The organism is Mesorhizobium sp. B2-7-3, from assembly GCF_006440715.1.
GTDB lineage: Bacteria > Pseudomonadota > Alphaproteobacteria > Rhizobiales > Rhizobiaceae > Mesorhizobium > Mesorhizobium australicum.
On sequence record NZ_VFTY01000012.1, the window covers coordinates 79,693 to 95,851 of the forward strand.

Sequence of the window (16,159 nt, forward strand, 5' to 3'; positions counted from 1 at the left end):
GGGTCATCGCTCAAGTGCGGTTGAACAGCGCCCTCTTCCGGCAGCCACCAGTTCGCGCAGCACCGGCACCATCGCCAGCGGCAAATCCTCGGCGATCAACCCCGGTCCGAACCTTCTGCCGGTCTCGGCATGGATCCAGACCGCCGCGCAGGCCGCTTCGAAAGCCGGCATGCCTTGGGCAAGCAGTCCGGCCGTGATGCCGGACAACACATCGCCCGATCCTGCGGTGGCAAGCCAGGCCGCGCCGTTGGAATTGATCGCCGCCCTGCCATCGGGAGCGGCGACCACCGTGTCGGCGCCCTTGTAGACGATGACGGCATTGGCGCGCGCTGCCGCCGCGCGTGCCTTGTCCAGCTTGGACGAGACATTGTCATCGGCGATATCCGCGAACAGCCTGGCGAATTCGCCTTCGTGCGGTGTCATCACCAGCGCGGGCGCGTCCGGCCTGCGGGCGGCTTCGAACAAGACATCCGGCGCCTCACGAAACGAGGTGATCGCGTCGGCGTCGAAGACCAGGCCGTCAATTCCGGTGGACGCGGCCGGCTTGCCCGACGCGAGTAGCGCAAGTGCGAACGCCCGGGTTTTTTCGCCGATGCCAAAGCCGGGCCCGAGAACGAAGGCCGATGGCCGGCGCTCCCCGGCGAATGCTTCTATGTCGGCAGCTTCGTCGGCCTTGCGCAGCATGATCGAGGTCAGGTGCGCGGCATTGACCTGCATGGCGTTGCCCGGCGACAGAACCGTCACCGCCCCTGCCCCGCTTCGGGCAGCGGCAAGGGCTGAGAGCCGCGCCGCGCCGGTGGCGCTCGGCCCGCCGGAAAAGACGCCGACATGACCGCGCTTGTATTTGTGGGCATCGATTGCCGGCACCGGTAAATCGCGCAACCAAAGCGCTGGTCCGTTCTCGAACGTGCGGGGCTGCAGCCTTGCGATGATCTCCGCCACTATGCCGATATCGGCAAGCACGATCTCGCCGCATCTTTCCCGGCCCGGCAGCAGCAGATGGCCGGGTTTCTTGCGCGCGAAGGTCACTGTGAGGTCTGCTGAAAACGACGTTCCGAGCACTTTGCCGCTGTCACCGGAAATGCCGGAAGGCAGGTCGACGGCGACAACCCGCAAATGCAGCTTGGCGGCCAGATCGACCGCCCTGGCGGCGTCGCCGGACAGCGGCTTGGACAGCCCTGCCCCATAAAGCGCATCGACCACGATCGAGCGGGGACCGGGATCAAAGTCCGATAGCGGTCGGGGCTTGATGGGGCATTCCGCGGCGGCGACTGCCGCGTCGCTACCCGGCCTCGGCGGGCCAGACGTCCAGACCGTGGTGTCGACACCGCTGCCGGCCAGAATGCGAGCGACGACATAACCGTCGCCGCCATTGTTGCCCGGGCCGCATAACACATGGACATGCGCTGCCGAGGGATAGCGGCTGAGCACTTCGGTCGCGACGGCCTGCCCGGCACGGCGCATCAATCCAACGCCGTCGGTTGGACCTGCTGCAATTGTCAGCCGATCCGCCTCGCCCATCTCGGCGGAGGTAAGAAGTTCGTGGCTCATGGATTGCCGATCCGCATTCGATCAAGCATTGTCCAGTTTTCGGCTCGACGCAAACGGGGAGGAGTTGGCGCTGTCATGAGCACGTCGATCGGCGCGAGGATTGCAGGCACCGATCTGCCCGCAGGATGAGCAATTTGCCCGAATATTGGGCAGACATGCACAGTCGTGCCGGGTAGGCTGCAGCCATCTATGCCGCTTCCGATGCAGCGAATGACGCGAACTTGCATATGGGGGTGACATGACTTGGAAATCGTATGACACCGCTTCTGTTCCCTCCGACTGGCACAGTTCGTGCTTGATTGAGGCGCAAGCGGGGGCTCACAACCCGTTTTTTTGGCAGTGGAGGCCACTTTTTACATGAAAAAGATCGAAGCGATCATCAAGCCATTCAAGCTGGACGAAGTGAAGGAAGCGCTTCAGGAGGCCGGACTGCAAGGCATTACGGTGACCGAGGCCAAAGGCTTCGGCCGCCAGAAGGGTCATACCGAGCTCTACCGCGGCGCCGAATATGTCGTCGACTTCCTGCCCAAGGTGAAAATCGAGGTCGTGCTCGGCGACGATGCCGTGGAAGGCGCGATCGAGGCTATCCGCAAGGCGGCCCAGACCGGCCGGATCGGCGACGGCAAGATCTTCGTCTCCAACATCGAGGAAGTGGTGCGCATCCGCACCGGCGAAACCGGAATGGACGCGGTTTGATCCGAACCGGTCATCCTCTAAGAAACGTCATCCATCAAAAAACGTCAGCACACAGGGATTACATGACATGACGACAGCCAAAGACATCATGAAGCAGATCAAGGACAACGACGTGAAATTCGTCGACCTGCGCTTCACCGACCCGAAGGGCAAGCTGCAGCACGTCACCATGGATGTCGTCGAGGTCGAGGAAGACATGTTCGCCGACGGTGTCATGTTCGACGGCTCCTCGATCGCCGGCTGGAAGGCCATCAACGAGTCCGACATGGTGCTGATGCCCGATCCGGACACCGTCCACATGGACCCGTTCTTCGCGCAGTCGACCATGGTCATCCTGTGCGACATTCTCGATCCGGTCTCGGGCGAATCCTACAACCGCGACCCGCGCGGTACCGCCAAAAAGGCCGAGGCCTACATGAAGTCGGAAGGCATCGGCGACACCATCTATGTCGGCCCGGAAGCCGAGTTCTTCGTATTCGACGACGTGAAATACAAGGCCGATCCCTATAACACCGGCTTCAAGCTCGATTCGACGGAACTGCCGTCGAACGACGACACCGATTACGAGACCGGCAACCTCGGCCACCGCCCGCGCATCAAGGGCGGCTATTTCCCGGTGCCGCCGATCGATTCGGCGCAGGACATGCGCTCCGAAATGCTGACCGTACTCGCCGAAATGGGCGTGCGCGTCGAAAAGCACCACCACGAGGTGGCAGCCGCCCAGCACGAGCTCGGCATCAAGTTCGACACGCTTGTCCGCAACGCCGACAAGATGCTGATCTACAAGTACGTCGTGCACCAGGTCGCCAATGCCTATGGCAAGACGGCCACCTTCATGCCGAAGCCGATCTTCGGCGATAACGGCTCGGGCATGCACGTTCACCAGTCGATCTGGAAAGGCGGCAAGCCGACTTTCGCCGGCAATGAATATGCCGGTCTTTCGGAGAGCTGCCTGTTCTACATCGGCGGCATCATCAAGCATGCCAAGGCGATCAACGCCTTCACCAACCCGCTGACCAACTCCTACAAGCGCCTGGTGCCGGGCTACGAGGCGCCGGTGCTGCTCGCCTATTCGGCGCGCAACCGTTCGGCTTCCTGCCGCATCCCGTTCGGCAGCTCACCAAAGGCCAAGCGCGTCGAAGTCCGCTTCCCCGATCCGGGCGCGAACCCCTACCTCGCTTTCGCCGCCATGCTGATGGCAGGTCTCGACGGCATCAAGAACAAGATCCATCCGGGACAGCCGATGGACAAGGATCTCTACGACCTGCCGCCGAAGGAACTGAAGAAGATCCCGACCGTCTGCGGTTCGCTGCGCGAAGCGCTCCAGAGCCTCGACAAGGACCGCGGCTTCCTGAAGGCCGGCGGCGTCTTCGACGACGACCAGATCGATAGCTATATCGAGCTCAAGATGGCCGAAGTGATGCGCTTCGAAATGACCCCGCATCCGGTCGAGTACGACATGTACTATTCGGTCTAGGATTCCGCTCGAATAATGTTTCAAGGCCCTTGAAGGTTTTCCCCCTTCAAGGGCTTTTTGCTGATCCAAAGGCTCATCGATGGATTGCGTGCGGCCAGCCACGCAACGATGGTCAACTTGCTTTTTTGGGGGACGCAATCAATCGCCAGGAGCGAGCGGCACACTGCCTCAGGCTGCAATGCCCGCTCGTCCGGCGCCCCCGCCAATGCCGTCGTTCACGAAACCCCCGCCCCGTTCGAACAGCATCGCTTGGCGTAACCCCAAGGCCACGAATACGCATGCCGCGGCGTAGCCTGTCAACGCCGCCACACGGAGGCATAAATCGCCGATTTCAATGTATGAACAGTGGCTTATATAAAGGACCGCCGCGTACGAACCGAGCTGAAACAGGCTGTTTTCCGGGCTTTTTCAATGAAAACTTGGAACCGCACGAGACGAGTAGCGGCAAGGAGCGTCAGCCAAAGCCGCTCGTTTCGGTGAAACCGCTCGTTGTTTTTCAACCTGACTTTTTTTGGGGGAATTCGCCGCTCCGGGGCAGTCGGTGACGACGCTGACCGCGCGTGGCGTCATGTCGGGTCGGTAAAAAGAAAGGCCCGGGCGCTTCCGCCCAGGCCTGTATTGCAAGAACATCCATCTGCCGCGCATTGAAGCGCGCCATAAAACGGATCAGGCGGCGGCCGAAATCTCTGCGCTCGCCGGCACCGAAGCGATCGTCTTCAGGATCTGCGAGGCGATCTGGTAGGGGTCGCCCTGCGAGTTCGGACGGCGGTCTTCCAGATAGCCCTTGTAATCGTTCTTGACGAACGAATGCGGGACGCGGATCGAGGCGCCGCGATCGGCGATGCCATAGCTGAACCTGTTCCACGGCGCGGTCTCGTGCTTGCCGGTCAGACGTTTGTCGTTGTCCGGGCCGTAGACGGCGATGTGGTCCATCAGGTTCTTGTCGAAAGCCGCCATCAGCGCTTCGAAATAGGCCTTGCCGCCGACTTCACGCATATAGGTGGTCGAGAAATTGGCATGCATGCCCGAGCCGTTCCAGTCGGTGTCGCCGAGGGGCTTGCAGTGATATTCGATGTCGATGCCGTACTTTTCGGTCAAGCGCTGCATCAGATAGCGGGCCATCCACATCTGGTCGGCGGCCTTTTTGGAACCCTTGCCGAATATCTGGAATTCCCACTGCCCCTTCGCCACTTCGGCGTTGATGCCTTCATGGTTGATGCCGGCCGCGAGGCAGAGATCAAGATGTTCCTCGACGATCTGGCGCGCAACGGAGCCGACATTCGAGTAGCCGACGCCGGTATAGTACGGCCCCTGTGGTGCGGGATAGCCGCTCTCGGGGAAGCCGAGCGGACGGCCGTCCTTGTAGAAGAAATATTCCTGCTCGAAGCCGAACCAGGCGCCTTCGTCGTCGAGGATGGTGGCGCGCTTGTTGGATGCATGCGGCGTAACACCGTCGGGCATCATGACTTCGCACATGACGAGCACGCCGTTGGTGCGGGCCGGATCGGGATAGACCGCGACCGGCTTCAGCACGCAATCGGAGCTGTGGCCCTCGGCCTGCTGCGTCGAGGATCCGTCGAAACCCCACAGCGGCAGTTGCTCGAGCGTCGGGAACTCAGCGAATTCCTTGATCTGCGTCTTGCCGCGAAGATTCGGGACCGGGGTGTATCCATCGAGCCAGATATACTCGAGCTTGTATTTGGTCATTCTAGAGCCTCTCGTTGCTTGGACACCGCAAGCAGGCGGATGTCGATGCATGGCCGAAACAGGCCGGCCTGCCGATGGATAAAAAGCAATTCGTGTGCCACTCGGCTCTCGCAGGGTGCGGCAAAATGATCGTGCCCAGGCGATTATTTTAATGAGCCGCATCAGCAATGCTTGCGGATGACCCAGGCGGCAATATTGCTTAAATCATAGGCAAGTCATGATCTTTTCATAGGCATATTGCCTAAATGAATCGCAGGACCTATTTTGATGCAAGCTGAATCAACGAGCGTCTGAAAAAGCAGGGAGACCGGCAATGCAAGTCACGCAATCGCGTCCGTCGGCGAAAATCCTGATGTTCCCGCTGGCAGCGCGCAGGTCTGCCTTAAATTTAGGCGCCAAGGCCAAATTCGCGGCAGAGCTTGCCGCGCTTCGCGGCGAGCACGCCGATTTCGATGGCTGGTACCACGAGGCCGCCGTCGAGGAAGAAGACCCGCGGCGGAAGGGCTGAACCCTTCCACGTCGATCTTGAATAAAAAAGCCCGGCGCGATCGCTCGCGCCGGGCTTTTCGTTCTGGCCTACCGACTATTCCTTGGCGTGCAGGTCGGTGCCGAGCGTGTCCTTGACGAAGATCATGCCGATGATCAGCGTCATCGCCGCGATGACCACCGGATACCAAAGGCCGTAGTAGATGTCGCCCTTGTAGGCGCTGAGCGCGAACACCGTCGCCGGCAGCAGGCCGCCGAACCAGCCATTGCCGATGTGGTAGGGCAATGACATGCCCGTGTAGCGAATGCGAGTCGGGAACATCTCGACAAGGATCGCCGCGATCGGCCCATAGACCATGGTCACGAACAGGACCAGGATGAACAGGATGCCGATCGTCATCGGCCAGTTAACCGCCGCCGGATCGGCGAACATGGCAAAGGCGCCGCCGCCCGGTATGTTGTAGACGGTGACCTCGGGTGCGCCCGCTGCCTCATCGGCGGTCAAGAGCTTGTCCTTAACCGCCTGGTCGGTCGGCACCGCTGCCTTTTCGCCGCCGCGGATGGCGGCTGCGTCGAGCTTAAGTTCAGGATTGGCTGCGATGAAGGCATCAAGTTTCTGGTCCGCGACCTTGATCGCCGCTCGCTTCAACGGATAGCCGCCGTCCTGCAAGGACATGTTGACTGCCTTGACGAAGGCGGCGTCCTTAGCCTTGGCCTGATCGCCGGCGGCGACCGCATCGTAGGACGCCACTGTCTCTGTACCGATCTTGACTGACGCAGGCGTCCCGGCCGCAGCCGTCGACACCACTTCATAGGGAACCGAGTTCTTGGTCAGGAACGAAGTCGCGATGTCGCAGGACGTCGTGAACTTCGCCGTGCCGACCGGATTGAACTGGAACTTGCAGTCGCCGGGAGCTGCCGTCACCGTTGCCCGAGTGCTCTGCTGAGCCTTGGCGAGCGCCGGATTAGCGGCCCAGGTCAACGCCTTGAACAGCGGGAAGGTACAGACAATGGCCAGCGCAAGGCCAGCCATGATGATCGGCTTGCGGCCGATCTTGTCGGAGAGCCAGCCGAAGACGACGAAGAAGATCGAGCCGATAGCCAGCGCGATGGCGATCATGATGTTGACCGACTGCGCGTCGACCTTCAGCACATTCTGCAGGAAGAACAGCGCGTAGAACTGGCCGTTGTACCAAACCACGGCCTGACCGGCTGTGAGGCCGAGCAGCGCCAGGAGCGCGATCTTGGCGTTCTTCCACTGACCAAAGGCTTCCGAGAGCGGCGCCTTTGAGCCCTTGCCTTCGTCCTTCATCTTCTGGAAGGTCGGAGACTCCGAGAGTGACAACCGGATCCAGATCGAAACGGCGAGCAGCAGGAAAGAGACGATGAACGGAATGCGCCAGCCCCAGGCGGCGTAGGTCTCCTTGCTCAGCGATCCCTGCACGATCAGGATGACGATCAGCGACAGGAACAGGCCGAGCGTCGCGGTCGTCTGGATCCACGAGGTGTAGAAGCCACGGCGGTCATCGGGTGCATGTTCGGCGACATAGGTCGCCGCGCCCCCATATTCGCCGCCCAGCGCCAAACCCTGCAGCATGCGCAGGACGATAAGGATCACCGGAGCCGCGATGCCCAAGGTTGCATAGCCGGGCAGCAGACCGACCAGGAAGGTCGACAGGCCCATGATCGTCATTGTGACCAGGAACGTGTATTTGCGGCCGACGAGGTCGCCGATGCGACCGAACAGCAGCGCGCCGAACGGGCGAACCAGGAAGCCTGCGGCAAAGGCCAGCAGCGCGAAGATGTTGCGCGTTGCCTCGGGAATGGTCGGACTGAAAAAGGTCGAGCCGATGAAAGCCGCCAGTGAGCCGTAGAGATAGAAATCGTACCATTCGAAAACAGTGCCGAGCGAGGAAGCGAAGATGACTTTCTTCTCCTCCCGCGTCATGCCGCGGCTCGTTCCGCCGGCGGTCGATGCCATTGCCATAGAGCTATCCTCCCGTGAGACCTCGATGCTGCGCGCCGACGTCCGCGTTCTCCTCCGAACGCGGACTCAAAGACGCAGCCAACACAGGAAAAATGGCAGAAAGGGCGGGGAAAGGGCACCGCGACGATGGGATTATGACTTTCGTATTAGGTGCAGTGCGAAGGCGGAGCGAAGCCCTCAGGCCCGCAGCGCTTCGAGCAAGCTGACGGCGGCCATCATGTCCCGTTTGCGAGCGGCGCGGCGCGCGACGGCTTCGGCGTCCTGTCCCCACTGTGCGATCTGCCAGTCCTCATCGACATGGCCGGCGGCCCAGGCCTCCTCGCCGTCGAGCTCGCCGAAATCGACCGCCAACGCCAGCAATGCCGAGCCGGTCAACGATGTCATGACATGGATGGCGGCAAGGCGCAGCGGTTCGGCGCGTTGCGCCAGATGGCTGCCCAGCACGGCAATGGTTTCGCGTGGCTGCTCGACATGGATGATGCCCTCGGCAAGGTTGAAACGGGCCCCAAGTGCTGCGCGAGCCCAGTCGATGACGGGATCCCACCGCTCGTTCTGCCGCTCGACCAGCCCTTGCGGGGCATCGGCGCGATAACAGAGCAGATCCGACGAGGCAAAACGCAGAATGTCTTCCAGCACCGCCTGCGGATCGCTGGCCACGCCATCGATTGCGGTGTTGACCAGCCGCATCACCGGCATCGTCATCGGATTGATCGTCTCGCCCTGTTCCGCGAACTCGCCGGCAACCAGCGTCGCGGCCGCCTCGGTCGGCAGCGCCAGCATTGCCTTGCCCGGCGTGCGCACCGGCTTGCCGTCGAGATGGACGGCAAAGCCACCTTCCGCCGACGCGACCGAGACCTCCTTATAGAAGCGCTTGGGCAGCGGCATCTTCATCTGGATCTGGGCGCGACGCACCGGATCCGGATCGGAAAGATACTTGCCCGCTTCAAGGTCGTTGAGGATATCACGCATGAAGTGCCTTTCTTACACCGGTATCAGCTTGCGTGCCGGCCGGTTGACGATGATCAGGCCGGCCGCAATCAAGCCAAGTGCAAGAAAAATGCGAATGGTCAGCGGCTCGTTCAAGATGATCGCACCGCACAGGACACCGAAGACCGGCGACAGGAAGGTGAAGCTGGACAAGCCTGAAGCCGGATAGCGGCGCAGCAGCCAGAACCAGAGCACATAGGTGAAAGCGACGATATAGACCGCCTGGAAAAGCAGCGCCAATGTCGGCAACAGGGACGGATCGCGCACCGGTGGGCCGGCAAGAGGTAGCACCATCATGCCAACGATCGCCGCGCCGGCGAGTTGATAGAGCAGCAGTTTTTCCGCACTCGCCTCGACCAGTTTTGATCGTTTGATAAGGATATTGGTCAGTGCCCAGAAAAACCCCGAACCGAGGCTCAGGAGATCACCGAACAGCATGTCTCCGCTACCGCCGAGCTTGTCGGAAAAGACCGTGGCAAGACCGGCGAAGGCCAACAGCAGGCCGAGGGACTTGCGCATGGTGATCTGTTCGCCGAGCAGGAAATGGCCGCCGATCAGCATCCAGAACGGCATTGAGTTGACCAGCAGCGTATTGCGCGCCACGGTCGTATGCTCCAGGCCAACGTAGAGACAAAGGAACTCAACGCCGAAAAGCACGCCGACCGCAATGCCCGCCGGCAATGTCCCATCCCTGCTGAACAGCGCAATGCCGCGCCAGCGGCACCAGAGAAAGACGCAGAAACCACCGATGACCGAACGCGCGATCGATAGGAAGACGGGATCATAGCCTGCATAGGAGATCTTGGCGGCGACGTAGTTCAGCCCCCAGGAAAAGGTCAGGCCGACCATGATGGCGGCTGCGGCCATGTCGACCGCGTCGCGCCGATCGAGCGCATCGGTGGCGCCGCTCACGGTTAGTCCTCCGCGCTGGCGTCGTCGAAGCCGATCAGGTTCCAGCTCTGGCGCATATGCGGCGGCATCGGAGCGGTGACGTCGATGACGCCCTTGTCCGGGTGCGGGATAATGATGCGGCGCGCGTGCAGATGCAGGCGGTTTTGTATGCCGCCAGGAAAATCCCAGTTGGTGTCGGCCTCGAAGTATTTCGGGTCGCCGATGATCGGGCAGCCGATATGGGCGGCATGGACGCGAAGCTGGTGTGTGCGGCCGGTATAAGGTTCCATCTCCAGCCAGGTCATGGTCTGCGCCGCCTGCTCGATAATGCGATAATAGGACACGGCATGGTCGGCGCCTTTTTCGCCATGCGCGGCGATGCGCACGCGGTCGCCGTCCGGCGTAGCCTCCTTGATCAGCCAGGTCGAGATCTTGTCCTCGCGCTTGGGCGGCACGCCCTTGACCAGCGCCCAGTAGGTCTTCTTGGTTTCCCGCGCCCGGAACGCCTCTGAAAGCTTCATCGCGGCCAGCCTGGTGCGGGCCACCACCAGCACGCCCGACGTGTCGCGGTCGAGCCGGTGCACCAGCCGCGGCTTCTCGCCTTTCTGGCTGCGCCAGGCTTCCAGCATGTCGTCGACATTGCGGGTAACGCCGGAGCCGCCCTGAACGGCGAGGCCCGCCGGCTTGTTGAAGACGAAGACCTTGGGATCCTCGTGGATCAGCATCTTGGCGAGCACATCGGCGTCGCCCTGGTTGCGGATCGAGTGGCCGGTGAGCGCGCTCTCGCCCTTCTTGTCCACCTCGAGCGGCGGAACGCGGACCATCTGCCCCGGCTCGACGCGGGTGTCGGCCTTGACCCGGCCGCCATCGACGCGGATCTGGCCGGAGCGCAGCAGCTTCTGTAGATGGCCGAAGCCAAGGCCCGGGAAATGCGTCTTGAACCAGCGATCGAGCCGCATGCCCGCCTCGCCGGCCTCCACAGTGATCTGTTCAACGCCTGCCATGTCTTCTTCGCTTATCCGTTTCCCGAGCAGGGCTCTTGGCCTGCATTTGGCGCGGCAATAACATTATGAAACGGTTCTTGCGAGCCAAAGTCCCAGAAACAGGGCAATGATCGCGCCAACGACGCTGGCAAGCGCATATCCGAATGCCGGCAGTGTCGAGCCTCGTTCCCACAGGGCGGCGAAGTCGAGCGAAAAGGCGGAGAAGGTGGTGAAGCCTCCGAGAATGCCGGTAGCAACGAACAGCCTGACCTCTCCGGACCCGCCGCGACGCGCAAGGATGGCGATGAACAGCCCCATCGCAAACGAGCCGACGATGTTGATCGCCATCGTGCCCCAGGGATAGTTGGGACCGACGAGGCGCAGCGCGCCCATGCTGGTCAGATGACGGATGCCGGCGCCGATGCCGCCGCCGACGGCTACGAGAAGAAGATTGAACATAGAACGTTACTGCCCCCGCGAGGACGCCGGCGTCAATCCCTTGAGCGAGGTGACGCAGCTTCGGGATGGCAGAGATAGTCGACCTATCAAGAACCGGGCTTCCAACTCACGTAGCGCAATCACTCGTAGCGCAATCACTGCCGTGACGCATTCAGGATACTGCCGGCTCTGCCGGCAGTATCGACAGACCTTCAGACTTAGGTGGTTTCGACCTTCTTTGGCTTTGTCGAGCCAATCATCTTCCAGTTCTTGTAGAACGTCGAGTTGATGCGCTCGACGCTCACCGAGACGACCGCAAGCATGCCAGCGATCAGGCGGGGCACCGGGGACGGCCTGATAATATCCATGAACACGCAATAGCGGCGGCCATCATACTCGTTGACCGAGCGATGCAGCAGCGTGTCGTCGAAAATGAACTGCGGATTGTCGTACCAGTAGTTCTTGACGTTGCCGCATTCGACGAAAATCTCCGCTTTCACCGGGATCAGATTGTAGAGGATACGCAGGCTGAGCCGCAGCGGTCCGAAATGCCAGGAGGTCGATTCGCGCTTACTGAAGACGGAAACGGCAATCGTCTTGATGTATTTGAAGTCCTTGTTGAATTCCTCGACGTTGTCGATCCTGTGCTTGCCGTACCACTGGTAGACATACATGCCGCGCCGGCCGGCGCCGAAATTGGCGTCGATGTCGGCGATGATCTCATCCTTGCGCGCCTTGAAGACATCAAGGACCTCATTGACCTCGCGCTGATAGTCGGCGGGAAACTGCTCCAGCTTCCACACGCCCGGATTTCTGTAGCACAGGAGATCGACCAGCAGGTTGAAGGGCGACAGCAACCAGGTGAAGAGCCCGTTGCCAAGGAAGTAGCCGCTGAACAGCGCCAAATCCTTCCTGTCGTTGCGCAACACGTCGATCAGACCACAGACGATGAAGATCGTCGTCAGGATCGGGATGAAATAGAAGCCAAGGGCGAGAAGCGGGATGGCAATGGCGAATTTGCGAAGGGATTTGCGAAGGGTTTTTGTCATTTTTCCACGCGCGAAGCGCGATCCTGTTGCGGATGAGGTGCCCAATCATGGCAACGGCCACCGCCCGACCGTGCGCCTTGATAAGGTTTTTTGGGTCACCGCACAACGGCCATGGTATCTGGCCGAGCTGGTTGCCTGGTGGAGTTTGCCGGGCCGTCAATGCACTGCCGGCAAGCCAAGCTCGTCCCATTTATCTTTGGCCACGGGATCGCCGACCTGGAATTCAAAGCCAATGACGCTTTCGCCGTCCTTGGCGAGCTGGCATTTGAACTTCAGACTGTACCAGTTTTTACGGCTGCGAAAGGCCGCACCATTAGCGGCGATCGTCGTGCCGGTGATCTTCTCCTCCGCGGTCGCGTAGGGCACCACCCGCTCCGGCTGGAAATCCGCATGCCATTGGCGGATTTGGTCCATGGCCTCCAGATTGCAAAGCTGCACCATGCGCTCATCGGATGCGAAGGTCTTGAGATCGGCGCGGGCCTGCTTGCTGCGCGGATCGGCGAGGGTCTTGGCCGACAGCATCCGCGTTGGGCGGATCATGGCGGGCGTGGCGGGAAATCGAGGAGCGCTTGGAGCAGGCGCCGGTGCCTCGGGCATGGGTGCGCGGGGTGCCTCCTCGATGGGAGGTGCGGGCGGCCTTGTCGAAACCTCGAATTGCTGTGGCGTCAGGATGGCGACCGACACGCGCTCCTCCTCTGGCCCGCTCGGGCGTTTCGGCGATGGTATCAACATGACGCTGGCGGCGAGCAGCCCATGCAGGAGAACCGAAGTGGAAATCCCCCAGGGCGAGGCCTCGTTTCGCACCGACAAGACCACCGCGCTCCGCAAGTCGGCTATTCCCGCTCTTTGCGCAGCTTTGCCCAGTAGTCGAGCCGCTTCCTGATGTCGCGCTCGAAACCACGCTCGGGCGGATCGTAGAAGGTCTGGCGGCCCATCTTTTCCGGAAAATAATCCTGGCCTGAAAAGGCATCTGGCTCATCATGGTCGTAGCGGTAGCCGGCGCCGTAATCCTCTTCCTTCATCAGCTTGGTCGGCGCGTTGAGAATGTGCTTCGGCGGCAGCAGCGAGCCATGTTCCTTGGCGGCCCGCGTGGCAGCCTTGAAGGCAGTGTAAACGGCATTGGATTTGGGCGCGGTGGCGAGATAGACGGTGGCCTCGGCAAAGGCGAGTTCGCCCTCCGGAGAGCCGAGATAGTCATAGGCGTCCTTGGCCGCGTTGGCGACGACCAGGGCCTGCGGATCGGCCAGCCCGATGTCCTCCATCGCCATGCGAACCAGCCGGCGGCCGAGATAGAGCGGATCCTCCCCGGCATCGAACATGCGCGCGAGATAGTAGAGGGCGGCATCGGGATCCGAGCCGCGCACCGACTTGTGCAGCGCCGAGATCAGGTTGTAATGGCCGTCCTGGCCCTTGTCGTAGATCGGCGCACGGCGCTGGACGATGCGCTGAAGCCCTTCGGGATCGAATATCTCGCCCGGCTTGGCCGCGCGCCAGACCTCTTCCGCCAGGGTCAGCGATGCGCGTCCGTCGCCATCGCTCATACGAATGAGCATCGTGCGTGCTTCATCATCAAGCGGCAGCGCCCTGCCCTCCGCCTCTTCCGCCCGCGTCATCAGCTTGGCGATGCTGTCCTCACCCAGCGAATGAAAGACCATGACCCGCGCGCGCGACAACAAGGCCGCGTTGAGTTCGAAGGACGGGTTTTCGGTGGTGGCGCCCACCAGCACGACCGTCCCATCCTCCATGACGGGAAGGAATGAATCCTGCTGAGCGCGGTTGAAGCGATGAATCTCGTCGACGAAAAGCAACGTCTGGCGGCCGTTGGCACGGCGCAGCTTGGCCGCCTCGAACGCTTTCTTCAGGTCGGCGACGCCGGAAAAGACCGCCGATATCTGCTCGAATGCAAGGCTGGTCTCGCCGGCAAGCAGCCTCGCCACCGTGGTCTTGCCGGTGCCTGGCGGCCCCCAGAAGATCATCGATCCCAGCGAACCGGAGCCGATCAGCCGAGTCAGCGCGCCATCGGGTCCCGTCAGATGTTCCTGGCCAACGACCTCCCCAAGATTCCTCGGACGCAGCCTGTCGGCCAGCGGCCGTCCGGGCGGCACCTTTTCCGGTTCGTCAACGCTGAACAGATCGGCCATGCACTCCCTCAGAGCAATTCCAGGAAAAGTGTGAAGCATTTTCCGTCCGGGATTGCGTCAAAACAAGGATATAGGGCAGGTCGGCGTTTTGGTGAAACGCCGACCTGCTCCAAGTTTGGAGCGCGATCCCTTCAGGGTCGAACTCAGTAACGCAAAACCTGGCGCAGTATCTGCCCGCCGCGCTCGACGGTAAAGCGCCACCAGCGCGTATCCTGCTGGGCTACCTGCGCCAGCACTGCGGCGGTGTCGATGGTGGTGCCGTTGACCTCGCGCACGATGTCGCCTGGCTGAAAGCCGAAATCGGCGGCCGGCGAATCGCGATTGATATCGATCACCGTCACACCCTTGAGGTCGGTACGCAAGCCAAGCTTCTGGGCAAGCCGCGGCGACAGTTCCGAGACCTTCGCGCCCGAGAACGGGCTGCGGCCATGCAGCGTCACTTCCGAGGCTTTTGCCCCCTCCGGCGCGCGCTCCAGCGCAATGTCCATCGCCGCTTGCTGGCCCTTGGTCAGGATCGCGAAATTCGCCTTGGTGCCGATCGACAGCGTCGCCATGCGGTAGTCGAGCGCCTCAATGCTCTCGACCGGCTTGCCATTGATCTGCAGCACGACATCGCCCGGCTTCAGCCCTGCCTTGCCGGCGGGACCCGTCGCGTCGACCGAGGAGACCAGCGCCCCGGTCGGCTTTTCCATGCCCAGCGATTCGGCGATCTGCGGCGTCACCGCTTCGAATTCGGCGCCGATATAGGGCCGCTCGAAGAAATCGAGACCGGCCTTGGCGGCATCGGCGAAAGCCCGCACCATATTGGCGGGGATGGCGAACCCGATGCCGATCGAGCCGCCGCTGCGGCTGTAGATGGCGGTGTTGATGCCGACCAGCTGGCCGCCCATGTTGATCAGCGCGCCGCCGGAATTGCCGGGGTTGATGGCGGCGTCTGTCTGGATGAAATAACCCGAATCCGAAACGCCGATATGGCTGCGGGCAAGCGCGGAAACGATGCCGCTGGTGGTGGTCTGGCCAACACCGAACGGGTTGCCGATGGCCAGCACCAGGTCGCCGACCTCGAGCGCGTCGGAATCCCCGATGGCGATGACCGGGAACGGCTTGTCGGATTCGATCTTGAGCACGGCAAGATCGAGCGTTTCGTCCTTCAGCATCACCTTGCTGGTGAATTCGCGGCCGTCGGCGGTCGCTACCTTGACCTCGTCGGCATCCTTGATGACGTGGAAATTGGTGACGATGACACCGCTCGGATCGACGAGCACGCCCGAGCCGAGCGAAGACTGCGCACGCGGCTGGGCACGGCCGAAGAATTCCTCGAAGAACGGATCGCCTTCGAAAGGCGATGTCACCTTGGCGGTCTGCGAGGCATAGACGTTGACCACCGCGGGTGCCGTTTGCTTGACCAGCGGCGCGAATGAAAGCTGGACCTCCTCGCGGCCGAAAGGCACGCGCTTGTCCGGACCTGAAGTGGCATTCTCGCCTTCGACGCCATGCAGCAAGTCCGTCAACACATCGGAGAGGCCTGGATCGGCGGGCTTGGCGACGTCTTCGGCCTGCGCCTGCCGAACTGCCGGTGCGGCTGCGAACACAATGAAGGCGCAGAGCAGAACAAGGGACAGTCTTTTGGCGCGCATTGCGAATCCTCCAAGCGAGTTCGGGCGCATTGTCCCGACGAATGTGCAAAATGAAAGGCTAAGCCGCTGAAATCCGATTATTTTAAGCAGTAAAAGCAGCTAAAGCTGAACCTGAAGCCGAAAACCTCG

At 61.6% G+C, this 16,159-nt stretch carries 14 protein-coding genes; 3 read left to right on the forward strand and 11 right to left on the reverse strand.

What is annotated here, in order from left to right:
• Positions 1-3: 3 nt before the first annotated feature.
• Positions 4-1,551, reverse strand: coding sequence for an NAD(P)H-hydrate dehydratase (locus tag FJW04_RS24490; RefSeq protein ID WP_140717265.1), 1,548 nt, complete (start codon positions 1,549-1,551; stop codon positions 4-6).
• Between the two features lie 357 nt (positions 1,552-1,908).
• Between FJW04_RS24490 and FJW04_RS24495 the strand changes: the two genes are divergently transcribed.
• Both FJW04_RS24495 and glnA read left to right on the forward strand, forming a co-directional pair.
• Positions 1,909-2,247 (forward strand): P-II family nitrogen regulator, encoded by a 339-nt coding sequence (locus tag FJW04_RS24495; protein WP_006205430.1) that lies wholly within the window; start codon positions 1,909-1,911, stop codon positions 2,245-2,247.
• Between the two features lie 67 nt (positions 2,248-2,314).
• Positions 2,315-3,724: a type I glutamate--ammonia ligase gene (gene glnA, locus FJW04_RS24500; protein WP_015317961.1), complete on the forward strand. Its 1,410-nt coding sequence runs from the start codon at positions 2,315-2,317 to the stop codon at positions 3,722-3,724.
• Between the two features lie 666 nt (positions 3,725-4,390).
• Here the strand turns inward: glnA and FJW04_RS24505 are convergent.
• Positions 4,391-5,431: a glutamine synthetase beta-grasp domain-containing protein gene (locus FJW04_RS24505; RefSeq protein ID WP_015317962.1), complete on the reverse strand. Its 1,041-nt coding sequence runs from the start codon at positions 5,429-5,431 to the stop codon at positions 4,391-4,393.
• Between the two features lie 313 nt (positions 5,432-5,744).
• On the opposite strand from FJW04_RS24505, the gene FJW04_RS24510 reads away from it, so the two are divergent.
• The gene (locus FJW04_RS24510) at positions 5,745-5,939 is read left to right on the forward strand and encodes a DUF2735 domain-containing protein (protein ID WP_140717267.1); all 195 of its coding nucleotides are present in this window, start codon (positions 5,745-5,747) and stop codon (positions 5,937-5,939) included.
• 75 nt (positions 5,940-6,014) lie between these two features.
• On the opposite strand, the gene FJW04_RS24515 is transcribed toward FJW04_RS24510, so the two are convergent.
• From FJW04_RS24515 to FJW04_RS24555, 9 genes are all read right to left on the reverse strand, one after another.
• Complete coding sequence (locus FJW04_RS24515) at positions 6,015-7,904, reverse strand: MFS transporter (protein WP_140717269.1); 1,890 nt, start codon at positions 7,902-7,904, stop codon at positions 6,015-6,017.
• A 177-nt stretch (positions 7,905-8,081) separates the two neighbouring features.
• The gene (locus tag FJW04_RS24520) at positions 8,082-8,873 is read right to left on the reverse strand and encodes an ATP12 family chaperone protein (protein ID WP_140717271.1); all 792 of its coding nucleotides are present in this window, start codon (positions 8,871-8,873) and stop codon (positions 8,082-8,084) included.
• 12 nt (positions 8,874-8,885) lie between these two features.
• Entirely contained in the window at positions 8,886-9,758 is an 873-nt protein-coding gene (locus tag FJW04_RS24525) for a DMT family transporter (protein WP_181173049.1), read from the reverse strand.
• A gap of 47 nt (positions 9,759-9,805) precedes the next feature.
• Positions 9,806-10,786 carry an RluA family pseudouridine synthase gene (locus FJW04_RS24530; RefSeq protein ID WP_015317967.1) on the reverse strand — a complete coding sequence of 327 codons (981 nt, stop codon included), beginning with the start codon at positions 10,784-10,786 and terminating at the stop codon, positions 9,806-9,808.
• 63 nt (positions 10,787-10,849) lie between these two features.
• On the reverse strand, positions 10,850-11,224 hold the full coding sequence (gene crcB, locus FJW04_RS24535; RefSeq protein WP_140717273.1) for a fluoride efflux transporter CrcB: 375 nt from the start codon (positions 11,222-11,224) through the stop codon (positions 10,850-10,852).
• A gap of 197 nt (positions 11,225-11,421) precedes the next feature.
• A complete protein-coding gene (locus tag FJW04_RS24540; protein ID WP_140717275.1) occupies positions 11,422-12,252 on the reverse strand; it encodes an aspartyl/asparaginyl beta-hydroxylase domain-containing protein in 831 nt (276 codons plus the stop codon).
• Positions 12,253-12,408: 156 nt separating this feature from the next.
• A complete protein-coding gene (locus tag FJW04_RS24545; RefSeq protein ID WP_224622065.1) occupies positions 12,409-12,936 on the reverse strand; it encodes a DUF930 domain-containing protein in 528 nt (175 codons plus the stop codon).
• Between the two features lie 149 nt (positions 12,937-13,085).
• Positions 13,086-14,393: a replication-associated recombination protein A gene (locus FJW04_RS24550; protein WP_140717277.1), complete on the reverse strand. Its 1,308-nt coding sequence runs from the start codon at positions 14,391-14,393 to the stop codon at positions 13,086-13,088.
• Positions 14,394-14,536: 143 nt separating this feature from the next.
• The gene (locus FJW04_RS24555; protein ID WP_140619541.1) at positions 14,537-16,030 is read right to left on the reverse strand and encodes a DegQ family serine endoprotease; all 1,494 of its coding nucleotides are present in this window, start codon (positions 16,028-16,030) and stop codon (positions 14,537-14,539) included.
• Between the last annotated feature and the right edge of the window lie 129 nt (positions 16,031-16,159).

Excerpts from the sequence above, each read along its gene's own strand:
- FJW04_RS24490 (WP_140717265.1), bottom strand. The coding sequence starts at position 1,551 with ATGAGCCACGAACTTCTTACCTCCGCCGAGATGGGCGAGGCGGATCGG.
- FJW04_RS24495 (WP_006205430.1), top strand. The coding sequence starts at position 1,909 with ATGAAAAAGATCGAAGCGATCATCAAGCCATTCAAGCTGGACGAAGTG.
- glnA (WP_015317961.1), top strand. The coding sequence starts at position 2,315 with ATGACGACAGCCAAAGACATCATGAAGCAGATCAAGGACAACGACGTG.
- FJW04_RS24505 (WP_015317962.1), bottom strand. The coding sequence starts at position 5,431 with ATGACCAAATACAAGCTCGAGTATATCTGGCTCGATGGATACACCCCG.
- FJW04_RS24510 (WP_140717267.1), top strand. The coding sequence starts at position 5,745 with ATGCAAGTCACGCAATCGCGTCCGTCGGCGAAAATCCTGATGTTCCCG.
- FJW04_RS24515 (WP_140717269.1), bottom strand. The coding sequence starts at position 7,904 with ATGGCAATGGCATCGACCGCCGGCGGAACGAGCCGCGGCATGACGCGG.
- FJW04_RS24520 (WP_140717271.1), bottom strand. The coding sequence starts at position 8,873 with ATGCGTGATATCCTCAACGACCTTGAAGCGGGCAAGTATCTTTCCGAT.
- FJW04_RS24525 (WP_181173049.1), bottom strand. The coding sequence starts at position 9,758 with ATGGCCGCAGCCGCCATCATGGTCGGCCTGACCTTTTCCTGGGGGCTG.
- FJW04_RS24530 (WP_015317967.1), bottom strand. The coding sequence starts at position 10,786 with ATGGCAGGCGTTGAACAGATCACTGTGGAGGCCGGCGAGGCGGGCATG.
- crcB (WP_140717273.1), bottom strand. The coding sequence starts at position 11,224 with ATGTTCAATCTTCTTCTCGTAGCCGTCGGCGGCGGCATCGGCGCCGGC.
- FJW04_RS24540 (WP_140717275.1), bottom strand. The coding sequence starts at position 12,252 with ATGACAAAAACCCTTCGCAAATCCCTTCGCAAATTCGCCATTGCCATC.
- FJW04_RS24550 (WP_140717277.1), bottom strand. The coding sequence starts at position 14,393 with ATGGCCGATCTGTTCAGCGTTGACGAACCGGAAAAGGTGCCGCCCGGA.
- FJW04_RS24555 (WP_140619541.1), bottom strand. The coding sequence starts at position 16,030 with ATGCGCGCCAAAAGACTGTCCCTTGTTCTGCTCTGCGCCTTCATTGTG.